General features: G+C 74.6%; 18 protein-coding genes. 12 read left to right on the top strand and 6 right to left on the bottom strand.

Annotation, left to right across the window (positions count from 1 at the left end; all coding sequences use genetic code 11):
* Positions 1-120 precede the first annotated feature (120 nt).
* Positions 121-885 carry a hypothetical protein gene (locus ACZ5FU_RS32655; protein WP_469047650.1) on the bottom strand — a complete coding sequence of 255 codons (765 nt, stop codon included), beginning with the start codon at positions 883-885 and terminating at the stop codon, positions 121-123.
* A gap of 61 nt (positions 886-946) precedes the next feature.
* Between ACZ5FU_RS32655 and ACZ5FU_RS32660 the strand changes: the two genes are divergently transcribed.
* Positions 947-1,753: an adenosylcobinamide-GDP ribazoletransferase gene (locus ACZ5FU_RS32660; protein ID WP_451526431.1), complete on the top strand. Its 807-nt coding sequence runs from the start codon at positions 947-949 to the stop codon at positions 1,751-1,753.
* 25 nt (positions 1,754-1,778) lie between these two features.
* On the opposite strand, the gene ACZ5FU_RS32665 is transcribed toward ACZ5FU_RS32660, so the two are convergent.
* Positions 1,779-2,564 carry an endo alpha-1,4 polygalactosaminidase gene (locus tag ACZ5FU_RS32665; protein WP_451526565.1) on the bottom strand — a complete coding sequence of 262 codons (786 nt, stop codon included), beginning with the start codon at positions 2,562-2,564 and terminating at the stop codon, positions 1,779-1,781.
* Positions 2,565-2,919: 355 nt separating this feature from the next.
* On the opposite strand from ACZ5FU_RS32665, the gene ACZ5FU_RS32670 reads away from it, so the two are divergent.
* The 7 genes from ACZ5FU_RS32670 to ACZ5FU_RS32700 all read left to right on the top strand — a co-directional run bounded on the left by ACZ5FU_RS32670 (position 2,920) and on the right by ACZ5FU_RS32700 (position 13,676).
* Positions 2,920-4,446: a leucyl aminopeptidase gene (locus tag ACZ5FU_RS32670; protein WP_451526432.1), complete on the top strand. Its 1,527-nt coding sequence runs from the start codon at positions 2,920-2,922 to the stop codon at positions 4,444-4,446.
* A gap of 279 nt (positions 4,447-4,725) precedes the next feature.
* Positions 4,726-6,114, top strand: coding sequence for a dihydrolipoyl dehydrogenase (gene lpdA, locus ACZ5FU_RS32675; RefSeq protein WP_451526433.1), 1,389 nt, complete (start codon positions 4,726-4,728; stop codon positions 6,112-6,114).
* A 67-nt stretch (positions 6,115-6,181) separates the two neighbouring features.
* Entirely contained in the window at positions 6,182-7,960 is a 1,779-nt protein-coding gene (gene sucB / locus ACZ5FU_RS32680) for a 2-oxoglutarate dehydrogenase, E2 component, dihydrolipoamide succinyltransferase (protein WP_469047652.1), read from the top strand.
* Between the two features lie 313 nt (positions 7,961-8,273).
* Positions 8,274-8,897, top strand: a complete 624-nt coding sequence (locus ACZ5FU_RS32685; protein WP_451526435.1) for a GntR family transcriptional regulator — start codon at positions 8,274-8,276, stop codon at positions 8,895-8,897.
* A 376-nt stretch (positions 8,898-9,273) separates the two neighbouring features.
* Positions 9,274-11,976 (top strand): pyruvate dehydrogenase (acetyl-transferring), homodimeric type, encoded by a 2,703-nt coding sequence (gene aceE / locus ACZ5FU_RS32690; RefSeq protein ID WP_469047653.1) that lies wholly within the window; start codon positions 9,274-9,276, stop codon positions 11,974-11,976.
* A gap of 149 nt (positions 11,977-12,125) precedes the next feature.
* A complete protein-coding gene (locus tag ACZ5FU_RS32695) occupies positions 12,126-13,100 on the top strand; it encodes a helix-turn-helix transcriptional regulator (protein WP_451526437.1) in 975 nt (324 codons plus the stop codon).
* A 57-nt stretch (positions 13,101-13,157) separates the two neighbouring features.
* Positions 13,158-13,676, top strand: a complete 519-nt coding sequence (locus ACZ5FU_RS32700; RefSeq protein WP_451526566.1) for a DUF4240 domain-containing protein — start codon at positions 13,158-13,160, stop codon at positions 13,674-13,676.
* 167 nt (positions 13,677-13,843) lie between these two features.
* Here ACZ5FU_RS32700 and ACZ5FU_RS32705 read toward each other — a convergent pair whose 3' ends face one another.
* Both ACZ5FU_RS32705 and ACZ5FU_RS32710 read right to left on the bottom strand, forming a co-directional pair.
* Positions 13,844-14,092 carry a hypothetical protein gene (locus ACZ5FU_RS32705; protein WP_451526438.1) on the bottom strand — a complete coding sequence of 83 codons (249 nt, stop codon included), beginning with the start codon at positions 14,090-14,092 and terminating at the stop codon, positions 13,844-13,846.
* Between the two features lie 72 nt (positions 14,093-14,164).
* Positions 14,165-15,040, bottom strand: a complete 876-nt coding sequence (locus ACZ5FU_RS32710) for a peptidoglycan recognition protein family protein (protein WP_451526439.1) — start codon at positions 15,038-15,040, stop codon at positions 14,165-14,167.
* Positions 15,041-15,227: 187 nt separating this feature from the next.
* On the opposite strand from ACZ5FU_RS32710, the gene ACZ5FU_RS32715 reads away from it, so the two are divergent.
* Positions 15,228-16,412, top strand: coding sequence for a MarP family serine protease (locus ACZ5FU_RS32715; protein WP_451526440.1), 1,185 nt, complete (start codon positions 15,228-15,230; stop codon positions 16,410-16,412).
* A 22-nt stretch (positions 16,413-16,434) separates the two neighbouring features.
* Here the strand turns inward: ACZ5FU_RS32715 and ACZ5FU_RS32720 are convergent, their stop codons facing one another.
* Positions 16,435-16,926 (bottom strand): GNAT family N-acetyltransferase, encoded by a 492-nt coding sequence (locus tag ACZ5FU_RS32720; protein WP_468837171.1) that lies wholly within the window; start codon positions 16,924-16,926, stop codon positions 16,435-16,437.
* A 72-nt stretch (positions 16,927-16,998) separates the two neighbouring features.
* Between ACZ5FU_RS32720 and ACZ5FU_RS32725 the strand changes: the two genes are divergently transcribed.
* Entirely contained in the window at positions 16,999-17,892 is an 894-nt protein-coding gene (locus ACZ5FU_RS32725) for a TIGR01777 family oxidoreductase (protein WP_451526442.1), read from the top strand.
* Positions 17,893-18,054: 162 nt separating this feature from the next.
* Entirely contained in the window at positions 18,055-19,434 is a 1,380-nt protein-coding gene (locus tag ACZ5FU_RS32730; protein ID WP_451776521.1) for an NAD(P)/FAD-dependent oxidoreductase, read from the top strand.
* Positions 19,435-19,589: 155 nt separating this feature from the next.
* On the opposite strand, the gene ACZ5FU_RS32735 is transcribed toward ACZ5FU_RS32730, so the two are convergent.
* Positions 19,590-21,092: a regulator gene (locus tag ACZ5FU_RS32735; RefSeq protein WP_451526444.1), complete on the bottom strand. Its 1,503-nt coding sequence runs from the start codon at positions 21,090-21,092 to the stop codon at positions 19,590-19,592.
* A 369-nt stretch (positions 21,093-21,461) separates the two neighbouring features.
* Between ACZ5FU_RS32735 and lipB the strand changes: the two genes are divergently transcribed.
* Positions 21,462-22,259, top strand: a complete 798-nt coding sequence (lipB, locus tag ACZ5FU_RS32740; protein ID WP_451526445.1) for a lipoyl(octanoyl) transferase LipB — start codon at positions 21,462-21,464, stop codon at positions 22,257-22,259.
* The last annotated feature ends 116 nt before the right edge of the window (positions 22,260-22,375 follow it).

The raw sequence follows: 22,375 nt of genomic DNA on the forward strand, positions 1-22,375 counted from the left end.
CCGAGGCACTCGAGGCACCCGGCAGCGCGCCGCAGGTGCTCGGCGGCGGCACGCCAGGGCTCTGCGCGAGCGGCACGTCGGCGACGCCCGGCGGCACACCCGAGGACGCCCGGCAGCGCGTCAGCGGTGCTCGTCGGCGCGGCTCAGTTCGGCGTCGGTCTTGCCGCCCAGCCAGTCGCCGACCATCCGGCGCGGCCCCGCCCAGCGGCGGTCGTGACGGTAGGCCCGCAGGATCGCCTTGGCGCGGGCCCGGGGGCGTCCGCGGTAGAAGCGGCGGGCCCACGGAGAGTCGGGGCGGGCCACCCGGACGAGGCCGAACAGGGCGAGGAAGGGGACGACCACGCTGAAGACCGCCAGCTTCACCTTGCCCTTGCTCAGCACGCCCAGGGCGATCAGGAAGTTGACGATCACCGTCGAGAGCACGGTGCCCCGGTCCTGGAGCTCCTCGTCGCTGAGGTCGTTGACGCCGAACGGGGCGAAGCCGACCAGCACCAGGCCGACGAGGGCCGCCGTCAGGACGACGGCCTCCACGCTCTTGCGGCCGGCCTCCGTCCAGTACACGTCGTCGAGGTGCAGGACCAGTGCGAACTCGTCCAGGACCAGGCCCGCGCCGATGCCGAAGACCGCCGCGCAGGCGGACGAGCCGAAGCCGTGCCGGCCGCTGGCGACCGCGCCGAAACCGCCGACGACGGTGAGGACGACCCCGGGGACCACGTGGTGGATGTGCACCCCGCCCTCGCTGATGTTGCCGAACGGGCCCTTGCCCGCGCGGATCAGGCGGGTGACGACCCGGGTGATCAGGAAGGTCAGGACGAAGGAGGCCAGGGCGACGAGCAGCGGCAGCTTGCCCGGTTCGACGATGTTGCGCTGGAGCCAATCTCCCATAGCCGCATTTTCGTCCCGGGCGCCCCGCGGCGCCCGTCCGGCCGCCGGGTAATCTGCGCCGGTGTCCACGACCCCGCCCTCCCCTCCCTCGCCGCCCTCCGGCCTCGACGGTCTCCGCTTCGCCTTCGGCACCCTGACCGTCCTGCCCGTCCGGGTGACCCGCTGGGACCGCGGGGCCGCGCGCGGGGGCATGCTCGCGGCGCCGCTGGCCGGGCTGGTCGTCGGCGGCTGCGCGGCCGGGCTCGGGCTGCTGCTCCTGCTCCTCGGCGCGGGCCCGCCGCTCGCCGCCGTCGCCTCCGTCGCCGTACCCGCCGCCCTCACCCGCGGTCTGCACCTCGACGGGCTGGCGGACACCGCGGACGGGCTGGGCAGCGGCAGGCCCGCGGACGACGCGCTGCGCATCATGAAGCAGTCGGACGTCGGGCCCTTCGGCGTGCTCACCCTGGTCCTCGTCCTGCTCGCCCAGGTGGCCGCACTGGCCCAGCTCTACGGCTCCTCCTGGACCCGGGGCGCCCTGGCGGCCGTCGCCTCCGCGCTCGCCGGCCGGCTGGCGCTCACCCTCGCCGCCCGCGCCGGCGTGCCCGCCGCCCGGCCGGAGGGGCTCGGCGCGGCGGTCGCCGGGGTGGTCCCGGTGCGCGGCGCGCTGGCCGCGGCGGCGGGCTGCCTGGCGGCCGCGGCGGCCGCGGGCGCCCTCCTCGGCCCGGCCGACGCCGTCCGCACGCCCGCCGCCCTCGTCCTCGCCGTCGTCGCCGCCGAACTGCTCCTGCGCCACTGCACGCGCCGCTTCGGCGGGGTCACCGGCGACGTCTTCGGCGGCCTGGCGGAGACGGCGGCCACGGCGGCACTGCTCGTCCTCTGCCTCGGCTAGCCGGCGCGACCGCGCGGGGGTCCGGCTAACAGGCCTCGCGCCACGCGGTGAGTTCGTACTTCTTCAGCAGGGAACTCAGCTTCAAGCGACGGGACTCGGCGCAGAAGCGGCTGGTGGGGAGTTCGTACTCGACGTGGAAGACGGCCTTGCCCGCCTCGACGAACGGGGTCGTCCTCGCGCACTCGCCGTACTGGGCGCACTGTTCGTTGACCGCGAAGTCGAAGTCGTCGACGAGTTCGGGGATCTGGTCGAGGTCGTTCTTCAGGCCGACGGACAGGCCGCGGTCGTGGGCGAGCCGGGCGATCAGCCGGTTGTAGCGGAGCTGGTCGGCGGCCGTCAGCGGGAAGCCGGTCTCGTTGCGGTAGCCGTCCATGTTGTCCGGTTCCACCGCGTCGAAGCCCTTGTCGCGGCACATGTCCAGACGGGCCGCCATCAGCGGTTCGAGGACGTCGGTGCGGCGGACGTCCAGCCAGCGCTCCCCGTCCCAGCCGTTGCCCTCTCCCAGGACCGCCCGCGGGAACTCCCCCGCGTCCGGGCGCCAGTCCTCCCAGGCGCCGGTGGACAGGTAGCAGATGACCTTGCGGCCGTCCTCGTGCAGGCCGGCGACGGCCGCCGCGCTCTGGTCGAAGCCGTCGATGTCGTACACCGGCACGTCGACGGAGGTGTCCAGACGCCCCCTCAGCTGCCACTGCCAGCCGATGCCGGGGGCCGGCCGCCAGCGGTCCCCCCGCGCCGGCCCGTCGTCCGGCGCGGACGCGCAGCCCGCCAGCAGCGACAGCAGGACGGGCAGCAGGACGGACAGCGGGACCATGCGTCTCACGGACGGGCTCCAGGGTGGGCGACGGCGGCTCCCGCCATGATCTCCCGGCGCCCTCCGGCGGCCGGCACCGCCCTCCACGGCACCCGAGAGGTGTGGCCCCGCGCACCGGATGCGAGGATCGGGGAGTGGCCACGACGCCACCGACAGGTGAACGCTCCCGTGCACGGGCGAACGCCCACGCACGCGTACGCTCGTCGCGGGGTTGCCGCGCCGGTACGCCGCGCCGGTGAGGCCGCCCCCGGTGGCGACCGCTCCCACAGCCCGGATCTAGTGTCGGCTGTCGGGCCCGGTCGACCCACTCATACCGGCCACAGCAACTCCACATCGGAAGCGAGAAATCACCACCGTGACTGCTCTCACTCTCAGCACCGCCGCGGCGCCCGGCCTGCGGGCCGACGCGATCGTGATCGGTGTCGCCAAGGGCGCCAACGGCCCCGTCGTCACTTCGGGCGCCGAGGCCGTGGCCAAGGCCTACGACGGCCGGCTCGCCGGCGTCCTGGAAACCCTCGGTGCCGCCGGCGCCGAGGGCGAGGTGACGAAGCTGCCGGCCCCGGCCGGCTTCAAGACGCCCCTCGTGCTGGCGGTGGGGCTGGGCGCGGAGCCCGAGAAGGACGCCTCCTACGACGCCGAGGCGCTGCGCCGCGCCGCCGGTGTGGCCGCCCGCGCCCTCGCCGGTTCCCGGAAGGCCGCCTTCGCCCTGCCCCTGACGGACGCCGCCGACCTCGGCGCGGTCGCCGAGGGGGTCGCGCTCGGCGCGTACTCCTTCGACACCTACAAGGAGCAGGGCAAGGACGCCGGGTCGAAGAAGGGCAAGGCCCCGCTCGCCGAGGCCGTCCTGCTCGGCGGCAAGCCGCGCGACGCCGCGCACAAGGCGGCCCTCGCCCGCGCCGCGGCCGTCACCGAGGAGCTCAACCGCGCCCGGGACCTCGTCAACACCCCGCCGAACGACCTCGACCCCCAGGCCTTCGCCGCCCTCGCCCAGACCGCGGCCAAGGAACACGGCATCAAGGTCCAGGTCCTCGACGAGAAGGCCCTCGCCAAGGGCGGCTACGGCGGCATCCTCGGCGTCGGCGCCGGCTCGGCGGCGGCCCCGCGCCTGGTGAAGCTGTCGTACACCTCCTCGAAGGCGAAGAAGCACCTCGCCTTCGTCGGCAAGGGCATCACCTACGACTCGGGCGGCATCTCGCTCAAGCCGGCCGGGCACAACGAGACGATGAAGTGCGACATGAGCGGTGCGGCGGCGGTCTTCGCCGCCGTGGTCGCCGTCGCGCGCCTCGGCCTGGAGGTCGACGTCACCGGCTGGCTGGCGCTCGCCGAGAACATGCCGTCCGGCTCCGCCACCCGCCCGGGTGACGTGCTGCGCATGTTCAGCGGCAAGACGGTGGAGGTCCTCAACACCGACGCCGAGGGCCGGCTGGTCCTCGCCGACGCGCTGTGGGCCGCCTCCCAGGAGAAGCCGGACGCCATCGTGGACGTCGCGACCCTGACCGGCGCGATGATGCTGGCGCTGGGCAGCCGGACGTTCGGCGTCATGGCGAACGACGACGCGTTCCGCGCCGCCGTGCACGAGGCCGCCGAGGAGGTCGGCGAGCCGGCGTGGCCGATGCCGCTCCCCGAGCACCTGCGCAAGGGCATGGACTCCCCCGTCGCCGACATCGCGAACATGGGTGAGCGCATGGGCGGCGGGCTCGTCGCCGGTCTGTTCCTGCGGGAGTTCGTCGGTGAGGGCATCACCTGGGCGCACCTCGACATCGCGGGACCGGCGTTCAACGAGGGCGGGCCGTTCGGCTACACGCCCAAGGGCGGTACGGGCACGGCCGTGCGGACGCTGGTGCGGCTGGCGGAGCTGACCGCGGAGGGCGATCTCGGCTGACCGCCCGGGGTGCGGGGACTGTGCGCCTGATCACTCGGCGCGCGCGCCGTCCGTCGGGCGCGTCCCCGCACCCCTGGTGGGGCCGCTCCCTCCCGCGCACGAGCGGGCGTGGGGTGTCTCACACCACGGCCCGGCGTCTCGTTCGCCTCCCACAGGTGCGAAGATGGGGCCCGGCAGGACAGGGCCCTACACCACAGGGCCGAAGAAAGAGCGGCCGGACACCAGCCGCCGGCGGTCAGCGACGACCGGCGCACGGCGCACATGCATGGAGGACGTGACGTGGCGAACGACGCCAGCACCGTTTTCGACCTAGTGATCCTCGGCGGTGGCAGTGGCGGTTACGCCGCGGCCCTGCGCGGGGCGCAGCTGGGCCTGGACGTCGCCCTGATCGAGAAGGACAAGGTCGGCGGTACCTGCCTGCACCGGGGTTGCATCCCCACCAAGGCCCTGCTCCACGCGGGCGAGATCGCCGACCAGGCCCGCGAGAGCGAGCAGTTCGGCGTCAAGGCCACCTTCGAGGGCATCGACATCGCCGGGGTCCACAAGTACAAGGACGGTGTCGTCTCCGGCCTGTACAAGGGCCTCCAGGGGCTTGTCGCCTCCCGCAAGGTGACGTACATCGAGGGTGAGGGCCGTCTGTCCTCCCCGACCTCCGTCGACGTGAACGGGCAGCGCGTCCAGGGCCGCCACGTGCTCCTGGCGACCGGCTCCGTGCCGAAGTCGCTGCCGGGCCTGGAGATCGACGGCAACCGGATCATCTCCTCCGACCACGCGCTCGTCCTGGACCGCGTGCCGAAGTCCGCGATCATCCTGGGCGGCGGCGTCATCGGCGTGGAGTTCGCCTCCGCGTGGAAGTCCTTCGGCACCGACGTCACCATCGTCGAGGGCCTCAAGCACCTCGTGCCGGTCGAGGACGAGAACAGCTCCAAGCTCCTCGAGCGCGCGTTCCGCAAGCGCGGCATCAAGTTCAACCTGGGCACCTTCTTCCAGAAGGCCGAGTACACCCAGGACGGCGTCAAGGTCACCCTCGCCGACGGCAAGGAGTTCGAGGCCGAGATCCTGCTCGTCGCCATCGGCCGCGGCCCGGTCTCGCAGGGCCTCGGTTACGAGGAGCAGGGCATCGCGACGGACCGCGGCTACGTCCTGGTCGACGAGTACATGCGCACGAACGTCCCCACCGTCTCCGCCGTCGGCGACCTCGTCCCGACGCTCCAGCTCGCGCACGTCGGCTTCGCCGAGGGCATCCTGGTGGCGGAGCGTCTGGCCGGTCTGAAGACCGTCCCGATCGACTACGACGGTGTCCCGCGGGTGACGTACTGCCACCCCGAGGTCGCCTCCGTGGGCATCACCGAGGCCAAGGCCAAGGAGATCTACGGCGCGGACAAGGTCGTCGCTCTGAAGTACAACCTGGCGGGCAACGGCAAGAGCAAGATCCTCCAGACCGCGGGCGAGATCAAGCTCGTCCAGGTCAAGGACGGTGCCGTGGTCGGCGTCCACATGGTCGGCGACCGCATGGGCGAGCAGGTCGGCGAAGCCCAGCTGATCTACAACTGGGAGGCGCTGCCGGCCGAGGTCGCGCAGCTCATCCACGCCCACCCGACGCAGAACGAGGCGCTCGGCGAGGCCCACCTCGCCCTGGCCGGCAAGCCGCTCCACGCGCACGACTGACCCTCGGTCGGCGAAGCGACTCCGCGACGACACAGACTTCCGCAATTCGTAAGGAGCAACCGAAACCATGGCGGTTTCCGTAACCCTTCCGGCGCTCGGCGAGAGCGTCACCGAGGGCACTGTCACCCGCTGGCTGAAGGCCGAGGGTGAGCGCGTCGAGGCCGACGAGCCCCTGCTCGAGGTGTCGACCGACAAGGTCGACACCGAGATCCCCTCGCCCGCCGCCGGCATCCTGGCGTCCATCAAGGTCGCCGAGGACGAGACCGTCGAGGTCGGCGCCGAGCTGGCCGTCATCGACGACGGCACCGGTGCGGCCGAGGCCGCGGAGCCGGCCCCGGCCGCCGAGGAGGCGCCGGCGGCCGAGCAGGTCGCCCCGCCGGCCCCCGAGCCGGCCCCGGCCGCGCAGCCCTCCACCGAGCAGGCGGCCCCGGCCCCCGCTCCCACCGCCGAGGCCGCCGCCGGCGGCGGCTCCGCCGAGGGCACGGACGTCGTCCTGCCCGCGCTCGGCGAGTCCGTCACCGAGGGCACCGTCACCCGCTGGCTGAAGTCGGTCGGCGACTCCGTCGAGGCCGACGAGCCGCTGCTCGAGGTCTCCACGGACAAGGTCGACACGGAGATCCCGGCGCCCACCTCCGGTGTGCTGCTCGAGATCACGGTCGGCGAGGACGAGACCGCCGAGGTCGGCGCCAAGCTGGCCGTCATCGGCGCCCCGGGTGCGGCTCCGGCCGCCGCCCCCGCGCCCGCCGCCCCGGCCCCGGCTCCCGCCGCGCCCGCGCCCGCCGCTCCGGCGCCCGCGCCGGCCCCGGAGCCCACGCCGGCCCCGGCTCCTGCTCCGGCCGCGCCCGCTCCGGCCGCCCCGGCGCCGGCCGCCCCGGCTCCGGCCGCGGCCGCCCCCGCCGCGCAGGCCACCGACGAGGGTGCCTACGTCACCCCGCTGGTGCGCAAGCTCGCCGCCGAGAACGGCGTCGACCTGGGCTCGGTCAAGGGCACCGGCGTCGGCGGTCGCATCCGCAAGCAGGACGTCGTCGCCGCCGCCGAGGCCGCGAAGGCCGCCGCCGCCGCGCCGGCTCCGGCCGCCGCCGCGCCGACCGCCGCGAGGAAGGCCCCCGCCCTGGAGGCCTCCCCGCTGCGCGGCCAGACCGTCAAGATGCCGCGCATCCGCAAGGTCATCGGCGACAACATGGTCAAGGCGCTGCACGAGCAGGCGCAGCTGTCCTCGGTCGTCGAGGTCGACGTCACGCGGCTGATGAAGCTGCGCGCCAGGGCGAAGGACTCCTTCGCGGCCCGCGAGGGCGTCAAGCTCTCGCCGATGCCGTTCTTCGTCAAGGCCGCGGCCCAGGCGCTGAAGGCCCACGCGCCGATCAACGCCAAGATCAACGAGGCCGAGGGGACCATCACCTACTTCGACACCGAGAACGTCGGTATCGCGGTGGACTCCGAGAAGGGCCTGATGACCCCGGTCATCAAGAACGCCGGCGACCTCAACCTCGCCGGCATCGCCAAGGCCACGGCCGAGCTGGCCGGCAAGGTCCGCGGCAACAAGATCACTCCGGACGAGCTGTCCGGCGCGACCTTCACCATCTCCAACACCGGCTCGCGCGGTGCCCTCTTCGACACGATCATCGTGCCGCCGGGCCAGGTCGCGATCCTCGGCATCGGGGCCACGGTGAAGCGTCCGGCCGTCATCGAGACGGAGGAGGGCACGGTCATCGGCGTCCGCGACATGACCTACCTGACGCTCTCCTACGACCACCGGCTGGTGGACGGCGCCGACGCGGCCCGTTACCTGACGGCGGTCAAGGCGATCCTGGAGGCGGGCGAGTTCGAGGTCGAGCTCGGCCTGTAGCCTGCGCGCGGTGTCGTACGGCGCCCCCGTCCGGATCCCTTCCGGGCGGGGGCGCCGCACGTTCGCGTCCAGGGGGATTCCCGCGCCCCGCCGACCCTCGCGCCCCCACCGCCCCCACCGCCCCCGGAACCCGGCTCCCGGTCCCGTCCGGGCCTCGTCCCCGGCGGCCGGACGGGCCGTCGGCCGTGTGTAAGTCTCGTCTCACCTGCGCGGGAGCACCCCCGTGAGCCGCTCCCCGGACCCGTCGCGGCCTTATTGTCTAAACGTCGAACGCCCCAGGGGCCGATGGGCGGCCCCTCCCTAAGGAGCACCCATGACCGCGCCCGTCGTCCACTCGCTGCGCGAGCAGATCCGCGAGCACATCGTGGAGGGGATCGTCAGCGGGCGCTGGAAGCCGGGCGAGCGGATCGTGGAGCGGCGGATCGCCGGCGAGCTCGAGGTCAGCCAGACGCCGGTGCGCGAGGCGCTGCGCGAGCTGGAGTCGCTGCGGCTGATCGAGTCCGCGCCGAACAAGGGCGTACGGGTGCGGAACCTGACCGCGGCCGACCTGGAGGAGAGCTATCCGGTCCGGGCCGGGCTGGAGGCGATCGCCGCGGAGCTGGCGGCGCAGCGGCTGGCCGAGGACTGCTCGGCGCTGGAGCCGCACGTGGCCGCGCTGTACGAGGCGGACCGGGCGGCGGACGGGACGGGGCAGGTGCGGCACACGGTGGCCTTCCACCGCGAGCTGGTCCGCGCGGCCGGCAACTCCGTGCTGCTGCACACCTGGGAGGGTCTGGGGATCGAGGTGTTCACGGCCCTGTCGATCCGCTGGCTGGGCACGGTGCAGCAGTCGTACGCGGAGGAGCACGAGGAGCTGGTGGCGGCCTTCAAGCGGCGGGACCCGCGCATCGCGGAGATCGTGAAGGCGCACGTGCTGGGCTGCGCGCCGCGGGCCTGAGCGGCTGCGGCGTGCGCGGTGCCGGCCCGAGCGGTACCGGCCCGCGGGCCTGCGGAGTGCCGGCCCAGGCGGTGCCGGACGCCACTGAGCGCGCATTCGCTCATACGTGGCCTCACCTGCGGAAACCTTTCGAAAACGCGGCACCCGGTGCCTTTGCGTGAGACACCGCGTGCCGACTTTCTCGTGATCAAGAGGTTTTCGCCCTCAACCCTTTGATCGATCATCGATCAGGGGGTTACAGTCGCCGACGGGCCGCGCGGCGGTGTCGTACAACGACTCCGCGGCAGAGCCCCACCGCCCTGTCCTGCCAAAGACCAAGGGCACCCCCGAACCCTTACCGATGAGGGAACCCCCTTCGACTGAGGAAGGCGGCGACATGACCGACCCCCACGCCATCCAGCCGAGCGCGCTCGACCAGCTCCCCGACCGGGACCCGGAGGAGACCGCCGAATGGCAGGCCTCACTGGACGCGGTCGCCCAGGCGGCCGGGCCGCACCGTGCCGCGTACCTGATGCGGCGCACGCTGGAGCGGGCCGAGGGCAACGGCATCGCGCTGCCCAAGCTGCTCGAGACCGACTACGTCAACACCATCCCCACCGCCGCCGAGCCCGCCACGCCGGGTGACGAGGCGCTGGAGGCCCGGATCACCGCCTGGAACCGCTGGAACGCGGCGGCCATGGTGACCCGGGGCGCGAAGCACGGCGTCGGCGGCCACATCGCCACCTTCGCCTCCGCGGCCTGGCTCTACGAGACCGGCTTCAACCACTTCTTCCAGGGCAAGGAGGCCGACGGCTCGGGCGACCAGCTCTACATCCAGGGCCACGCCTCCCCCGGCATCTACGCCCGCGCCTTCCTCGACGGCCGGCTGGACGAGGGCCACCTCGACAACTTCCGCCAGGAGGCGGGCGGCAACGGCCTGCCGTCGTACCCGCACCCGCGCCGGCTGCCCTGGCTGTGGGAGTTCCCGACGGTGTCGATGGGCCTCGGCCCGCTCTCCGCGATCTACCAGGCGCGCTTCAACCGCTACCTGACCAACCGCGGCATCAAGGACGTCTCCGCCTCCCACGTGTGGGCGTTCCTCGGCGACGGCGAGATGGACGAGCCCGAGTCGACGGCGGCCCTCGCGCTCGCCGCCCGCGAGGAGCTGGACAACCTCACCTTCGTCATCAACTGCAACCTCCAGCGCCTCGACGGCCCGGTCCGCGCGAACTTCAAGATCGTGCAGGAGCTGGAGGCCCAGTTCCGCGGCGCCGGCTGGAACGTCGTCAAGACGCTGTGGGGTTCGGCCTGGGACGAGCTGTTCCGGCTCGACACCACGGGCGCGCTCGTACGCCGTCTGCGCCAGGTGCCCGACGCCCAGGTGCAGACGTACCAGACGCGCGACGCCGCCTACATCCGCCGGGACTTCTTCGGCGCCGACCCGGCGCTCGTCGAGATGGCGAAACTGCTGAGCGACGACAAGATCCTGGAGTGCTTCCACCTCTCCCGCGGCGGCCACGAGGCGCGCAAGGTGTACGCGGCCTACAAGGCGGCCGTCGAGCACAAGGGCGCCCCGACGGTCATCCTCGCCCAGACGGTCAAGGGCCACACCCTCGGCGAGGGCTTCGCGTCGAAGAACGCCAACCACCAGATGAAGAAGCTCTCGGTGGACGAGTTCAAGGCGATGCGCGACCTGCTGGAGCTGCCGATCCCGGACAGCGCGTTCGCCGACGGGGTCGTGCCCTACGGCCACCCGGGCGCCGACTCCCCCGAGGTCCGCTACCTCCAGGAGCGCCGCGCGGCCCTCGGCGGCCCGGCCCCGGCCCGCCGCACGCACGCGCTCGCCCCGCTGCCCGCCCCCGCCGAGAAGGCCTTCGCCGCGTTCGACAAGGGCTCCGGCTCCCAGAACGTCGCCACCACCATGGCCTTCGTCCGGCTGGTCAAGGACCTGGTCCGCGACAAGAAGACCGGCAGGCGCTGGGTGCCGATCGTCCCCGACGAGGCGCGCACCTTCGGCATGGAGTCGCTGTTCCCGTCCCTGGGCATCTACTCCCCCAAGGGCCAGACGTACGAGCCGGTCGACCGCGACCAGCTGATGTACTACAAGGAGGCGAAGAACGGCCAGATCCTCAACGAGGGGATCACCGAGGCCGGTTCGATGGCCGACTTCATCGCCGCGTCCACCGCGTACGCCACGCACGGCGAGGCGATGATCCCGTTCTACATCTTCTACTCGATGTTCGGCTGGCAGCGCACGGCCGACCAGATGTGGCAGCTCGGCGACCAGCTCGGCCGCGGCTTCCTGGTCGGCGCCACGGCCGGCCGCACCACGCTGACAGGCGAGGGCCTCCAGCACGCCGACGGCCACTCGCCGGTGATCGCGGCGACCAACCCGGCCGCGCTGACGTACGACCCGGCGTTCGCGTACGAGATCGGCGTCATCGTCAAGGACGGTCTGCGCCGGATGTACGGCGAGGCGGCGCCGGGCGAGGACCCGAACGTCTTCTACTACCTGACCGTCTACAACGAGCCGGTGCCGCAGCCCGCGAAGCCGGCCGTCCCCGGCATCGACGAGGGCATCGTCAAGGGCCTGTACCGCTTCAACACGGCGGAGTCCGCGGGTCTGTCCCCGGTCGCCAACGCGCCGCGCATCCAGCTCCTGGGCTCCGGCACGGCGATCCACTGGACGCTGAGGGCGCAGAGGATGCTCGCCGAGGAGTGGGGCGTGGCCGCCGACGTGTGGTCCGCGACCTCCTGGACCGAGCTGCGGCGCGACGCGCTGGAGGCCGACGCGGCGCTGCTGCGCGGCGAGGAGCGGGTGCCGTACGTCCGCCAGGCGCTCCAGGGAGCCGAGGGGCCGGTCCTCGCGGTCTCCGACTACATGCGCCAGGTCCCCGACCAGATCGCGCAGTGGGTCGAGCAGGACTACTCGTCGCTGGGCGCCGACGGCTTCGGCCTGTCCGACACCCGTGACGCCGCCCGCCGCCACTTCGGCGTCGACGCGGAGTCCATCGTGGTGGCGGCCCTCGCCCGGCTGGCCCGCCGCGGCGAGGTCCGGGCGACGGCGGTGAAGGAAGCACGGGAGCGGTACGGGCTGTAGGGCCCGGGTGTGTGCCCGCGGGGGCGCGGTGGCCGGTGGCCGCCGCGCCCCCGCGGGCGTTCGGGCCGTCCGCCGGCCGGTGGGCCTCGTCCCGGGAGCGACGGCCGGGGGCCGGGGCTCCTGTCGGTGCCACCCGGCATCATGCGGGTATGCGTGCTGCCCGGCTCATCAAGATGGTGCTGCTCCTGCAGGGCCGGTCCGCCATGACCGCCGCCGAGCTGGCGCGCGAGCTCCAGGTGTCGGAGCGGACGGTCGTCAGGGACGCCCAGGCCCTGTCGGAGGCGGGTGTCCCGGTGTACGCCGAGCGCGGGCGGGCCGGCGGCTACCGCCTGGTCGACGGCTACCGCACCCGCCTCACCGGCCTGGCCCGCGGCGAGGCGGAGGCGCTGTTCCTGAGCGGTGTGCCGGGCGCGCTGCGGGAGATGGGGCTGGAGGACGCGGCCTCGGCGGCCCGCCTGAAGGTGTCGGCCGCCCTGATGCCGTCCCTCAGGGACGCCCCGAGGACGGCGGCGCAGCGGTTCCACCTGGACGCGCCCGCCTGGTTCCAGGAGCCGCGGACGCCCCCGCTGCTGCCGGTGGTCGCGGAGGCGGTGTGGGACGACCGTCCGCTCACCGCCCGGTACCTGCGGGACGGGAGGGAGGCCGTGCGGGAGCTGGAGCCGTACGGGCTCGTCCTCAAGGCGGGGGTCTGGTACCTGTGCGCGCGGGTGACCGGCGCGGAGGTCTTCCGGACGTACCGCGTCGACCGGTTCACGGACGCGCGGGCGGGCGCGGAGCGGTTCGGCAGGGACGAGGACTTCGACCTGCCCGGCTTCTGGGCGCGGCAGGCGGAGCGGTTCGCGCGGTCGATCCTGCGCGCCGAGGTCGTCGTGCGGCTGACGCCGGCGGGGCTGCGCCGGCTGCCGCACGCCGTCGACCCGGTGGCCGCGCGGGACGCCCTGGAGACGGCCGGGGAGCCCGACGCGCGGGGGTGGGTGACGGTCACCCTGGGCGTGGAGTCCGAGGAGGTGGCGCACGGCCAGCTCACCGCCCTGGGGCCGGAGGCCGAGGTGGTCTCCCCGGAGCCGCTGCGCCGCCGTTTCGCCGAGGACGCGGCCCGGCTGGCGGCGCTGTACCGGCCCTGACGGTCGCCCGCACTCCGGGTGCGGCCGCACCGTCCAGGCAGGATGCTGGGACGCGTGATGGACGAGACGGAGTTCTGGGAGCTGGTCGACGCCACCCGCGAGGCGGCCGGGGGCGACCCGGAGGAGCAGGCCGACCTGCTGGTGGAGCGGCTGCTCCAGCTGGACCCCGACCTGGTGCTCGACTTCGCCCGTCACTTCGAGGCCCGCTACAACCGGGCGTACACCTGGGACCTGTGGGGCGCCGCCTGGGTGTTGCTGGACGGGGCCAGCGACGACGCCTTCGACTTCTTCCGGTGCTGGCTGATCGGCCGGGGCCGGGAGGTGTACGAGGGGGCCGTGCACGACCCGGACGCGCTCGCGGAGCTGCTGGACGAGTTCGACGAGGAGGTCGACGGCGACGGCGAGGAGCTGGGCTACGCGGCCGACGAGGCCTACGAGCAGCTCACCGGGACCGTCGCCCCGGAACTGGGCATCGCGCCCGCCCCGGCCGAACCCGGGGGCACACCGGTCGACTTCGAGGACGAGCGGGCGCTCGCGGAGCGGTTCCCGCTCCTGTGGGAGCGCTTCCGGGGCTGACCGTCCCGCCGGGCGGGCCGGGACACCGGCCGTGCCACCGGGCCGGACCAGGATCGGACCGGTCCGGGACCGGAGACGGACCACGCCGGGCCGAGGGCGGAGCGGGCCGGGACCGGAGCCGGGCCGGACCGCGTCGGCGGCGGGCCGGACGGTCGTGCGGCGGCGGGTCAGGTGGTCGTGCGGCGGCGGGTGGCGTCCGCCGGGAGGTACGCCTGCGGCTCGGCCCGCACGGCGTGGTGCAGCGGCGCCTCGTTGGCCTGCTCCAGGGCGGAGGCGGTGGCCGCCGCGGGGCCGAGGACGACCGCGGCGACGGCGCAGACGACCGTCCAGGGGTTGCGCAGGGCGCTTCGCCCGCCGGCCGCCGCCTCCCGGTCGCGGAGCGTGGTGCCGGTGCTGCTCTTCAGGATGCCGTTCATGGTCCCCACCTCGGTCGGCTTCGTGTGGTGCACGACCGTAGGGGACCGGCATGGGAGAACCCTGGACGCCGTCTAGGGCGTTGCTGTGGACGGACGGCCCTGGAGGCGGGCGGCCGTCTGCCGGATCTCCGGCAGCCGGGCGCTGAGGGCCGCGCCGGGGCAGCTGGTCATGTAGCCGTCCTGGTGGCCGGCGAGGGCGGGCAGGACGGTCGTGGTGCCCGCGGCGTACCGGCTGCCGCTGTTGCTGGAGGTCAGCCGGACCCTCCCGCGCGGGTCGACGTCCGCCGGGCCGAGCTTCCAGGCGGCGAGGGCCGCTATCGAGTCCACCATCGCCTGCGGCACCGGGACGCCCGCGGTGAACGTGCCGAGGGCGGCGATGCCGGCCGTGCGGTGGTTGAAGCCCTGGGTGTGCGCGCCGGTGACGGGCCGGTCGACGCCGCCCGCGCGGCCCTCGTAGACGGTGCCGCAGCGGTCGACGAGGAAGTTGTAGCCGATGTCGTCCCAGTCGCGGCCGCCGGTCTGGCCCGTGTAGAGGTCGCGGATGATGCGGGGCGCGTCGGCGCAGTCGTACCCGTTGGGCGAGTCGGTGTGGTGGACGAAGACGGCGACGACCTCGTCGTCGTAGCGCGGCGGCGGCTGGGCGCGTCCGGCGTCGGCCACCCAGGCCGAGCGCGGCACGATGCGCGGCCGGGCGGCGGAGTGGGCGGGCAGGTGCGCCGCGCGCCGTACGGGGCGGGCGGCCAGGGAGACCGTGGCGGCGTGCTCGACTCCGCCCGCGCACAGGACCAGGGCGGCCACGGCGGCCAGTCCGGGCAGACAGGCCAGGACCACCAGGAGCGGGAGCGGCAGCCGCGCCGGGCGCCGTCCCCCCGGTCCGCGCGCGAGTCCCCGCGCGGGTCTGTGCGCAGGTCCGCGGCCGGGGCGGAGGACCTGTCGGATGGCACGCATGACCCCACTGTCGGACGGTTCGGTCCCGCCCGCGACGTGTGCTGTGCCACCCGGTGGAACCGTCCGCCCGGTCCGTGACGTTCTCCGGGGTGCACGCATGTGTGACCGGCCGGGAGCGGACCGCGCGCGAGGCTGATCACCGGGCCCGCCCCACACGTACTGAAGGGTCCGGGAGAAAGGCGGCGCCGTGGATCTGCTCGACATCCTGCTGGTGCCGGTGGTCCTGGCGTACGCCGGATCGGGATACCGGCGGGGGCTGGTGGCCGGCTGTGTCTCGCTGGCCGGTTTCGTGGGCGGCGCCGCGGTGGGCGTGTGGATCCTGCCGTGGGCGGCGGACCTGGTGGCACCGGGGACGACGGCGGCGACGGTGACCGCGGTGCTCACCGTGCTGGTGCCCGCGGCGGCGGGGCACGAACTGGCGGGGCGGCTGGCGCTGCGGTTGCGCCGGGAGCTGGACCGCGGGCCGCTCCGGGTGGCCGACGGGATCGGCGGGGCGATGGCGAACGCGGTGGCGGTGCTGGTCGTGGCCTGGGTGGCGGCGAGCGTGCCGGCCGTGTCCTCGACACCGGTGGTGTCCTCGGCGGTACGGGACTCCCGGCTGCTGGGGGCGGTGCAGGACACCATGCCGGACACCACGCCGGCCTGGTTCTCGCGGGCCACGTCCGCGCTCACCGAGGCGGGTTTCCCGCAGGTCTTCAACCCGTTCGAGAACGCGTCGACGGCGGACGTCGCCGAGCCCACCGGCGACAGCGTCACCCCGGCCGCGGCCGACGCCGCCCGGCTGAGCACGGTGAAGGTCGAGGGCGTCTCGGGCGACCGGGGCCGGGAGGGCAGCGGGTTCGTGTACGCGCACGAGCGGGTCATGACCAACGCGCACGTGGTGGCGGGCATCGACGACCCGACCGTACGGATCGGGGGTGTGGGACGGTCGTACGAGGCGCGGGTGGTGCTGTTCGACCCGGACCGGGACGTCGCCGTGCTGTACGTGCCGGGGCTGCGGGCGCCGGAGCTGCGGTTCGACGACGACGCCTCGCGCGGGGACCCCGCGGTCGTCGCGGGCTATCCGCAGGGCGGCGACCTGGACCTGCGGGCGGCGACGGTGGCGAACCGGGTCGACGCGCGGGGGCGGGACATCCACGACGAGGGCACCGTCACCCGGGAGATCTACTCGATCCGCTCCACCGTCCGCCCCGGCAACTCCGGCGGTCCGCTGCTGACCACCGACGGCCGGGTGTTCGGGGTCGTCTTCGCCCGCTCCACCTCCGACACCGGCACGGGGTACGTCCTGACGGCCGCCGAGGTGGCCGAGGACGCCGGGCGGGCGGCCGCGGCGACGGCGGCCGTGGACACGGGCGAGCTGGTCGGTTCCTAGGACTTCACGGGGGGGGACGGGGTCAGAGGACGGAGCGGCCCATGAACACGTCGTCCACGTACGCCCCGTCGAGGAGGAACTCCTCCGGCAGGACGCCCTCCACCGCGAAGCCCTCGGACTCGTAGAGCTTGCGGGCGGCGGTGTTGTGGCCGAGCACGCGCAGGGTGAGCCGGCGGGCGCCGTGGCGGCGGGTCCGCTCGACGGCCGCCCGGACCAGCGCGCGTCCGACGCCGCGGCCGCGCGCCTCGTCGGAGACGGCGAGGCCCTGGATCTGGCGCACGTGCGCGTTGCAGGCGAGTCCGGTGGGGCGCACCACGCGGACGTAACCGACGACCCGGCCGGACAGTTCGGCGACCAGGTGGTCCTCGGGGAGGTGCCGCGCGTCGAAGAAGGGGCCGTACGGCGGCTGCGGACGCGGCGTCACGGCGTGCAGGGGCGACCAGGTCAGGGCGTCGACGAGGGCGAGCGTCGCGTCGTCGTCGGGCCGGGCGGGGCGTATGAGGGGGCCGGTCATGGGCGGCATCCTACGACTCGGGCGGCTCGTGCCCGCGAGGGTGTTCCGGGGTGGCGGGGGCAGGATGGGCCCATGGAACGAACGCGAATCGCGGTGGCCGGCGCGTCCGGTCTCATCGGCAGCGCCCTGGTGCGGTCCCTGGCCGCCGACGGGCACGAGGTGGTCCGCCTGGTGCGCCACGCGCCCCGGGGGTCGGACGAGGTGCGCTGGGACCCCGAGCGGGGGCAGGTGGACGCGGCGGGGCTCGCCGGGTGCTCCGCCGTGGTCAACCTGGCGGGCGCGGGGGTCGGCGACCACCGGTGGACGGACGAGTACAAGCGCCGGATCCACGACAGCCGGGTGCACGGGACGACCGCCCTGGCCGAGGCCGTCGCCTCGCTCGACGAGCGGCCGCGGGTGTTCGTCAGCGGCAGTGCGATGGGCTACTACGGCGAGACGGGCGACCGGGTCGTCGACGAGGACGCGCCGGCCGGCCGGGGCTTCCTGCCCGAGCTGTGCGTGAAGTGGGAGGCGGCGGCGGAACCGGCGCGGGCGGCCGGGGTGCGGACGGTGTTCCCCCGGACCGGGCTGGTGGTCTCGCGCGGCGGCGGCGCCTGGGGGCGGCTGTTCCCGCTGTTCCGGGCGGGTCTCGGGGGACGGATGGGCGACGGGCGGCAGTACTGGTCGTACATCGCGCTGCACGACGAGGTGGCGGCGATCCGGCATCTGCTGGACCGTGACGACCTGTCGGGGCCGTTCAACCTGACCGCGCCGGAGCCGCTGACGAACCGTGAGGTCACCGCGGCCATGGGGCGGGTGCTGCACCGGCCGACGCTGTTCTCCGTGCCGGCGCCGGTGCTGCGGGGGGTCCTGGGCGAGATGGCCGGGGACGTGCTGGGCAGCGCGCGGGTGGTGCCGAAGCGGCTGCTGGAGTCGGGGTTCACCTTCGCGTTCCCCGGGATCGAGGACGCCCTCCGAGCCGCCTGACGCCCCGTCGGGACCGTATGCGACCGCCGTGCGACCGTGCCCTGTCCATGCGCGACTGTTGCCGACCGGTCACGGACCTACGCTCGATCCGAACTCGGGTATCCAGGAGGCCGGTCGGGGGCATGACGTCTCCATCGGCCGCGCAACCTCGAGGAGGGGCACGTGCTTGAGCCCGCGTACCGGACGGACGTCGTCATCGTGGGGGCCGGGGTCGCCGGACTCTCCGCAGCGCATCGACTGACCAGCGCAGGAGTGACGACCACGGTCCTGGAGGCCGCCCCGTGCGTGGGCGGCCGTATGGCGACCGAGAAGGTCGACGGCTTCCGGCTCGACCGCATCGGACACCTGCTGTCCACGGCGTATCCCGAACTGGCCCTGACCCCCGGGCTGGACGCGCTCACCCTGCGTCCCTTCGCCCCGGGGGTCCTGCTGCACAGCGAAGGACGCCACCATCGCGCGGGCGCGCAAGCGGGTGCGGGGGGCGCAAGGGGCGCACTCCACGCCGTCCGCGCCCTCGCCGGCGCCCCCCGGAGCGGGGCGCTGCCACGGCCGCGCACCGGACCGGCCGCCGCACCGCCACGGGCCCGGGCGCCGCTGGGCTCGGCCGTGGACCAGGCCCGGCTCGGTGCCGCGCTCACCCGGCTCGCGGCCACGCCCGCCGAACGGCTGCTGCGCCGGCCCGAGGCACCGGCCGCCGAGGCCCTCGCGGCGCGCGGCCTGCCCGCCCGCACGATCGACGGCTTCCTGCGGCCGCTGCTCGCCGCGCTGCTGTGCGACCCGGACCTGACCACCTCCAGCCGGTGCGCGGACCTGGCGCTGCGCGCCTTCGCGGCCGGGCGGCTGTGCGTGCCGGAGGGCGGGGCCGACGTCCTGCCCGAACTGCTCGCGCGGGCGCTGCCGCCGGGAACCGTGCACACGGGGGTGCGTGCCACCGCCGTCTCCACCACCTCGGTGACCACCGCCGAGCACGGCGAGTTCCGGTGCCGCGCGGTGCTGGTGGCGACCGACGCGCGCACCGCGGCGGAGCTGCTGCCCGGCCTGCGGCTGCCCGGCTTCCATCCCGTCACGGTCCTCCACCACACGACGGACGAGCCGCTCGCGACCGGGGCCTCGCTGCTGCTGGACGCCGACCGGAGCGGGCCGGTCGCCCACACGGCGGTGCTCAGCGAGGTGGACCCGAGCCGGGCACCGGCCGGCCGCACGCTGATCTCCTCCACGGTGCTCGGGCCGCCGCCGGACGGCGTCGACACGGCCGTCCGCAGGCACCTGGCGCGGCTGTACGGCACCTCGACCGGGCGCTGGGAGACGCTGGCCGTGCACCACACCGCCGAGGCCGTGCCGGCCATGCGGGCGCCGCACGACCTGCGCCGCCCGGTGCGGCTGCTGGCCGGGCTGTACGTCTGCGGCGACCACCGGGACACCAGTACGGTCCAGGGCGCGCTGCACTCGGCCCACCGGGCGTCCGCGGCGATCGTCTCCGACCTGGGGGCGGGGTCGCTCCACGCGGCCGAGCCGGCCAGGACGGCGCCACGGGCGGCGTGAGCGTGAGGAAGCCGGGCGCCGGGACCTGAGGGCGGAGGGCCAAAGCGGCGTCCCGTCCCCCGGCGGCCGGCCCCGGGCCTCGACTCCCGGTTCCGGCCCGCCCCGGCCCACCCCGCCCGGCCGGGGCGGGGCGGGGGGGGCGACGGCCGGCGGCCCTATCCCAGCGCGGCCACCCGGTCCCGGTACGCCCTGGCCGGGGCCGCGTCGCGGTACGGCTCCAGACGGCGTTCGAAGTCACGGACGTACTCCACCGCCCGTACCGACCGCATCTCCGCGGCCTGCCCGGCCGCCTCCGCGGCGATCTGGCAGGCCTGGTCGAGCTCACCGAGGCCGAGGCGGGCGGTGGCCAGGACGATCCGGCAGAACAGGCGGCTGCGCGCGTACCCGGCGGGGCGCAGCCGCAGGGAGCGTTCGGCGTGCTGCGCGGCGGCGCGGAACTGCTGCAGATCGCGGTGACAGTGCCCGAACTCGTCGGCGAGCTGCCCCTCGTCGACGAACCGCGCCCAGAACGGCACCTCCTCCCCCGGCCTGGCCGCGTCCAGCGCCCGCTCGGCCCGCACCAGGGACGCCGTGCAGGCCCGCACCTCCCCGAGCACCGCGTGCCCGCGGGCCTCCGCCGTGTGCAGCAGCACCTGCACGGCGGGCGGCGCGCCGGTGCCGACGCCCTGCTGCGCCACTCGTGCGAGCTGCACGGCCTCCCGTCCGTGGCCGAGGTACACGGCCTGACGGCTCATGGTGACGAGGACGTAGGAGCCGTACGCCCGGTCCGCGGCGGCCTGGGAGAGGCGCAGGGCCTGGACGAAGTAGCGCTGGGCCAGACCGTGCGCGGCGATGTCGAAGGAGGTCCAGCCCGCGAGGCGGGTGAGGTCGGCGGCTGCCGCGAACAGCCGGCGGCCGGTCTGCTCGCCGTAGGTGCCGCGCAGCATCGGCTCGCACTCGTGCTCCAGGTAGCGCACCAGGGCCTGGCGGGCGTGACCGCCGCCGTACATGTCGTCGAGGGTGCGGAAGAGCTCGCCGACCGAGCGCAGCGCGGCGATGTCGCCGCCGGTGACCCGCCGGCCGGGGCCCCGCTCGGCCGTGGGGCGGGGCCGGGGCACGGCGGGCGGGGCGAGCGGGCCGGGCGGGCCGGCCACGGGGGCGGGTCCGGGCGGGGCGGGCCGGGCGGCCGGGCGGCCCTGGGCGGGCACCCGGGCGGCCGGATCGCCGTGGGCCACCTTCTCGTCGGCCCGGCCGATCAGCCAGTCCCGGCTGGGCACGACGAGCCCGGCCGCGGTGAAGGCGATCTTGCGCAGCTCGGCGTGGCTGCCGGAGTCCTTGCGCCAGAGCCCGCTGACGATCTCGACGGCCTCCTCGGGGGTGCCGGCGAACTCCAGACCGGCGTACACGGGGGCGCAGGCGTCCAGGCCGAGGTCCTGGGCGGTCAGCCGGCGGCCGAGGCGGCGGGTGAAGACCTCGGCGATGAGGGCGGGGGTGGTGCCGCGGGGCTGCTGGCCGCGCAGCCACCGGGTGACGGAGGTCTTGTCGTATCTGAGGTCCAGGCCGTGCTCCAGGCCGAGCTGATCGACGCGTCGGGCCAGACCCGCGTTGGAGAATCCCGCTTCTGCGATGAGCGCGGCGAGCTGACGGTTGGGAATGCGCTGCGCGGGTCGTTCCGTCATCTGCGGTGCGGTCTCCTGCCTTCCGGGCCTGTGACGCGCCCGGATGAAGTGCCCTGATTGCTGTGAGCAGCCCTGATGGCCTCGTGAACGGCGCGAATGTAGCGGAGCGTGAGCAAGCTCTCGCACATCTCGCCGTTCATTCATCCGATCGTGTGAGGATTGCCCGCGGGGCTGACGCGTGACGGGCGGACGTACAGTGGCTTGGGTCGTGTGGAGACCTGACAGCCGGGTTCCGGCGGCGGGCCCGCGGGCCGGGTGCCGACCGGCGGGTCCGGGCGACCGGTACGGGACCCCGGCGGACCGCCGGACCGCTGTACCGCCGTATCGCCGTATCGCCGTATCGCCGTATCGCCTAGGGAGGCGCTTGCCGTGAGTGAGTTGCGGTTCGTTCGCATGGGCTTCGGAGCGGACGCCGTGGAGTACCAGGAGGCGTGGGACGAACAGCGCCGGGTGCACGCGGCGCGGTTCGCCGACGAGGTGCCCGACACCGTGCTGCTGCTGGAACACCCGCCGGTGTACACCGCGGGCCGGCGCACGGCCGAGAGCGAGCGCCCCCTGGACGGCACCCCGGTGGTGGACGTGGACCGCGGCGGCAAGATCACCTGGCACGGCCCCGGCCAGCTGGTGGGCTACCCCATCCAGAAGCTCCCGCGGCCGGTGGACGTCGTGGCGCACGTGCGGCGGCTGGAGGACGCCCTGATCCGGGTGTGCGCGGAGTTCGGCGTCGCGACCTCGCGGGTCGAGGGCCGCAGCGGGGTGTGGGTGCTGGGCGACCCGGTGGAGCAGCGGCCCGCGCTCGGCGGCCTCTCCCTCGACTTCGACCCTCGGCTGCACGACGAGGAGTTCGACCCCCGTCTCGACGGCCCGGAGTACGCGCCCTCCAACGCCGGCCAGCGCCGCGAGGACCGCAAGCTCGCGGCGATCGGCATCCGGGTCGCCAAGGGCGTCACGATGCACGGCTTCGCCCTGAACGTGAACCCGGACAACTCCTGGTTCGACCGCATCATCCCGTGCGGGATCCGGGACGCGGGCGTCGCGTCCCTGGCCGGCGAGCTGGGCCGGGACGTCACGATCGACGAGGTGCTGCCGGTCGTCGAGCGGCACCTGCGGGACGTGCTGGAGAACGCGGAGCTGAAGCCGCGGGAGATCGAGAAGACGGCCGTCTAGCCGGACGGCGCCCGGCCCCAGGGGGGAATGACCCCCACGGTCTCCGGGTTGGCCTCACCGGTAGGGCTCAACAAACACGGGCGTACCCTGGTGTACGCCGAAGAATCGAAGCTACA

It is taken from the genome of Streptomyces sp. NPDC031554, from assembly GCF_055580685.1.

Coding starts and splice junctions, on each gene's coding strand:
- ACZ5FU_RS32655 (WP_469047650.1), bottom strand. CDS start 885: ATGGGAGATTGGCTCCAGCGCAACATCGTCGAACCGGGCAAGCTGCCG.
- ACZ5FU_RS32665 (WP_451526565.1), bottom strand. CDS start 2,564: ATGGTCCCGCTGTCCGTCCTGCTGCCCGTCCTGCTGTCGCTGCTGGCG.
- sucB (WP_469047652.1), top strand. CDS start 6,182: ATGGCGGTTTCCGTAACCCTTCCGGCGCTCGGCGAGAGCGTCACCGAG.
- ACZ5FU_RS32685 (WP_451526435.1), top strand. CDS start 8,274: ATGACCGCGCCCGTCGTCCACTCGCTGCGCGAGCAGATCCGCGAGCAC.
- aceE (WP_469047653.1), top strand. CDS start 9,274: ATGACCGACCCCCACGCCATCCAGCCGAGCGCGCTCGACCAGCTCCCC.
- ACZ5FU_RS32695 (WP_451526437.1), top strand. CDS start 12,126: ATGCGTGCTGCCCGGCTCATCAAGATGGTGCTGCTCCTGCAGGGCCGG.
- ACZ5FU_RS32700 (WP_451526566.1), top strand. CDS start 13,158: ATGGACGAGACGGAGTTCTGGGAGCTGGTCGACGCCACCCGCGAGGCG.
- ACZ5FU_RS32705 (WP_451526438.1), bottom strand. CDS start 14,092: ATGAACGGCATCCTGAAGAGCAGCACCGGCACCACGCTCCGCGACCGG.
- ACZ5FU_RS32710 (WP_451526439.1), bottom strand. CDS start 15,040: ATGCGTGCCATCCGACAGGTCCTCCGCCCCGGCCGCGGACCTGCGCAC.
- ACZ5FU_RS32720 (WP_468837171.1), bottom strand. CDS start 16,926: ATGACCGGCCCCCTCATACGCCCCGCCCGGCCCGACGACGACGCGACG.
- ACZ5FU_RS32725 (WP_451526442.1), top strand. CDS start 16,999: ATGGAACGAACGCGAATCGCGGTGGCCGGCGCGTCCGGTCTCATCGGC.
- ACZ5FU_RS32735 (WP_451526444.1), bottom strand. CDS start 21,092: ATGACGGAACGACCCGCGCAGCGCATTCCCAACCGTCAGCTCGCCGCG.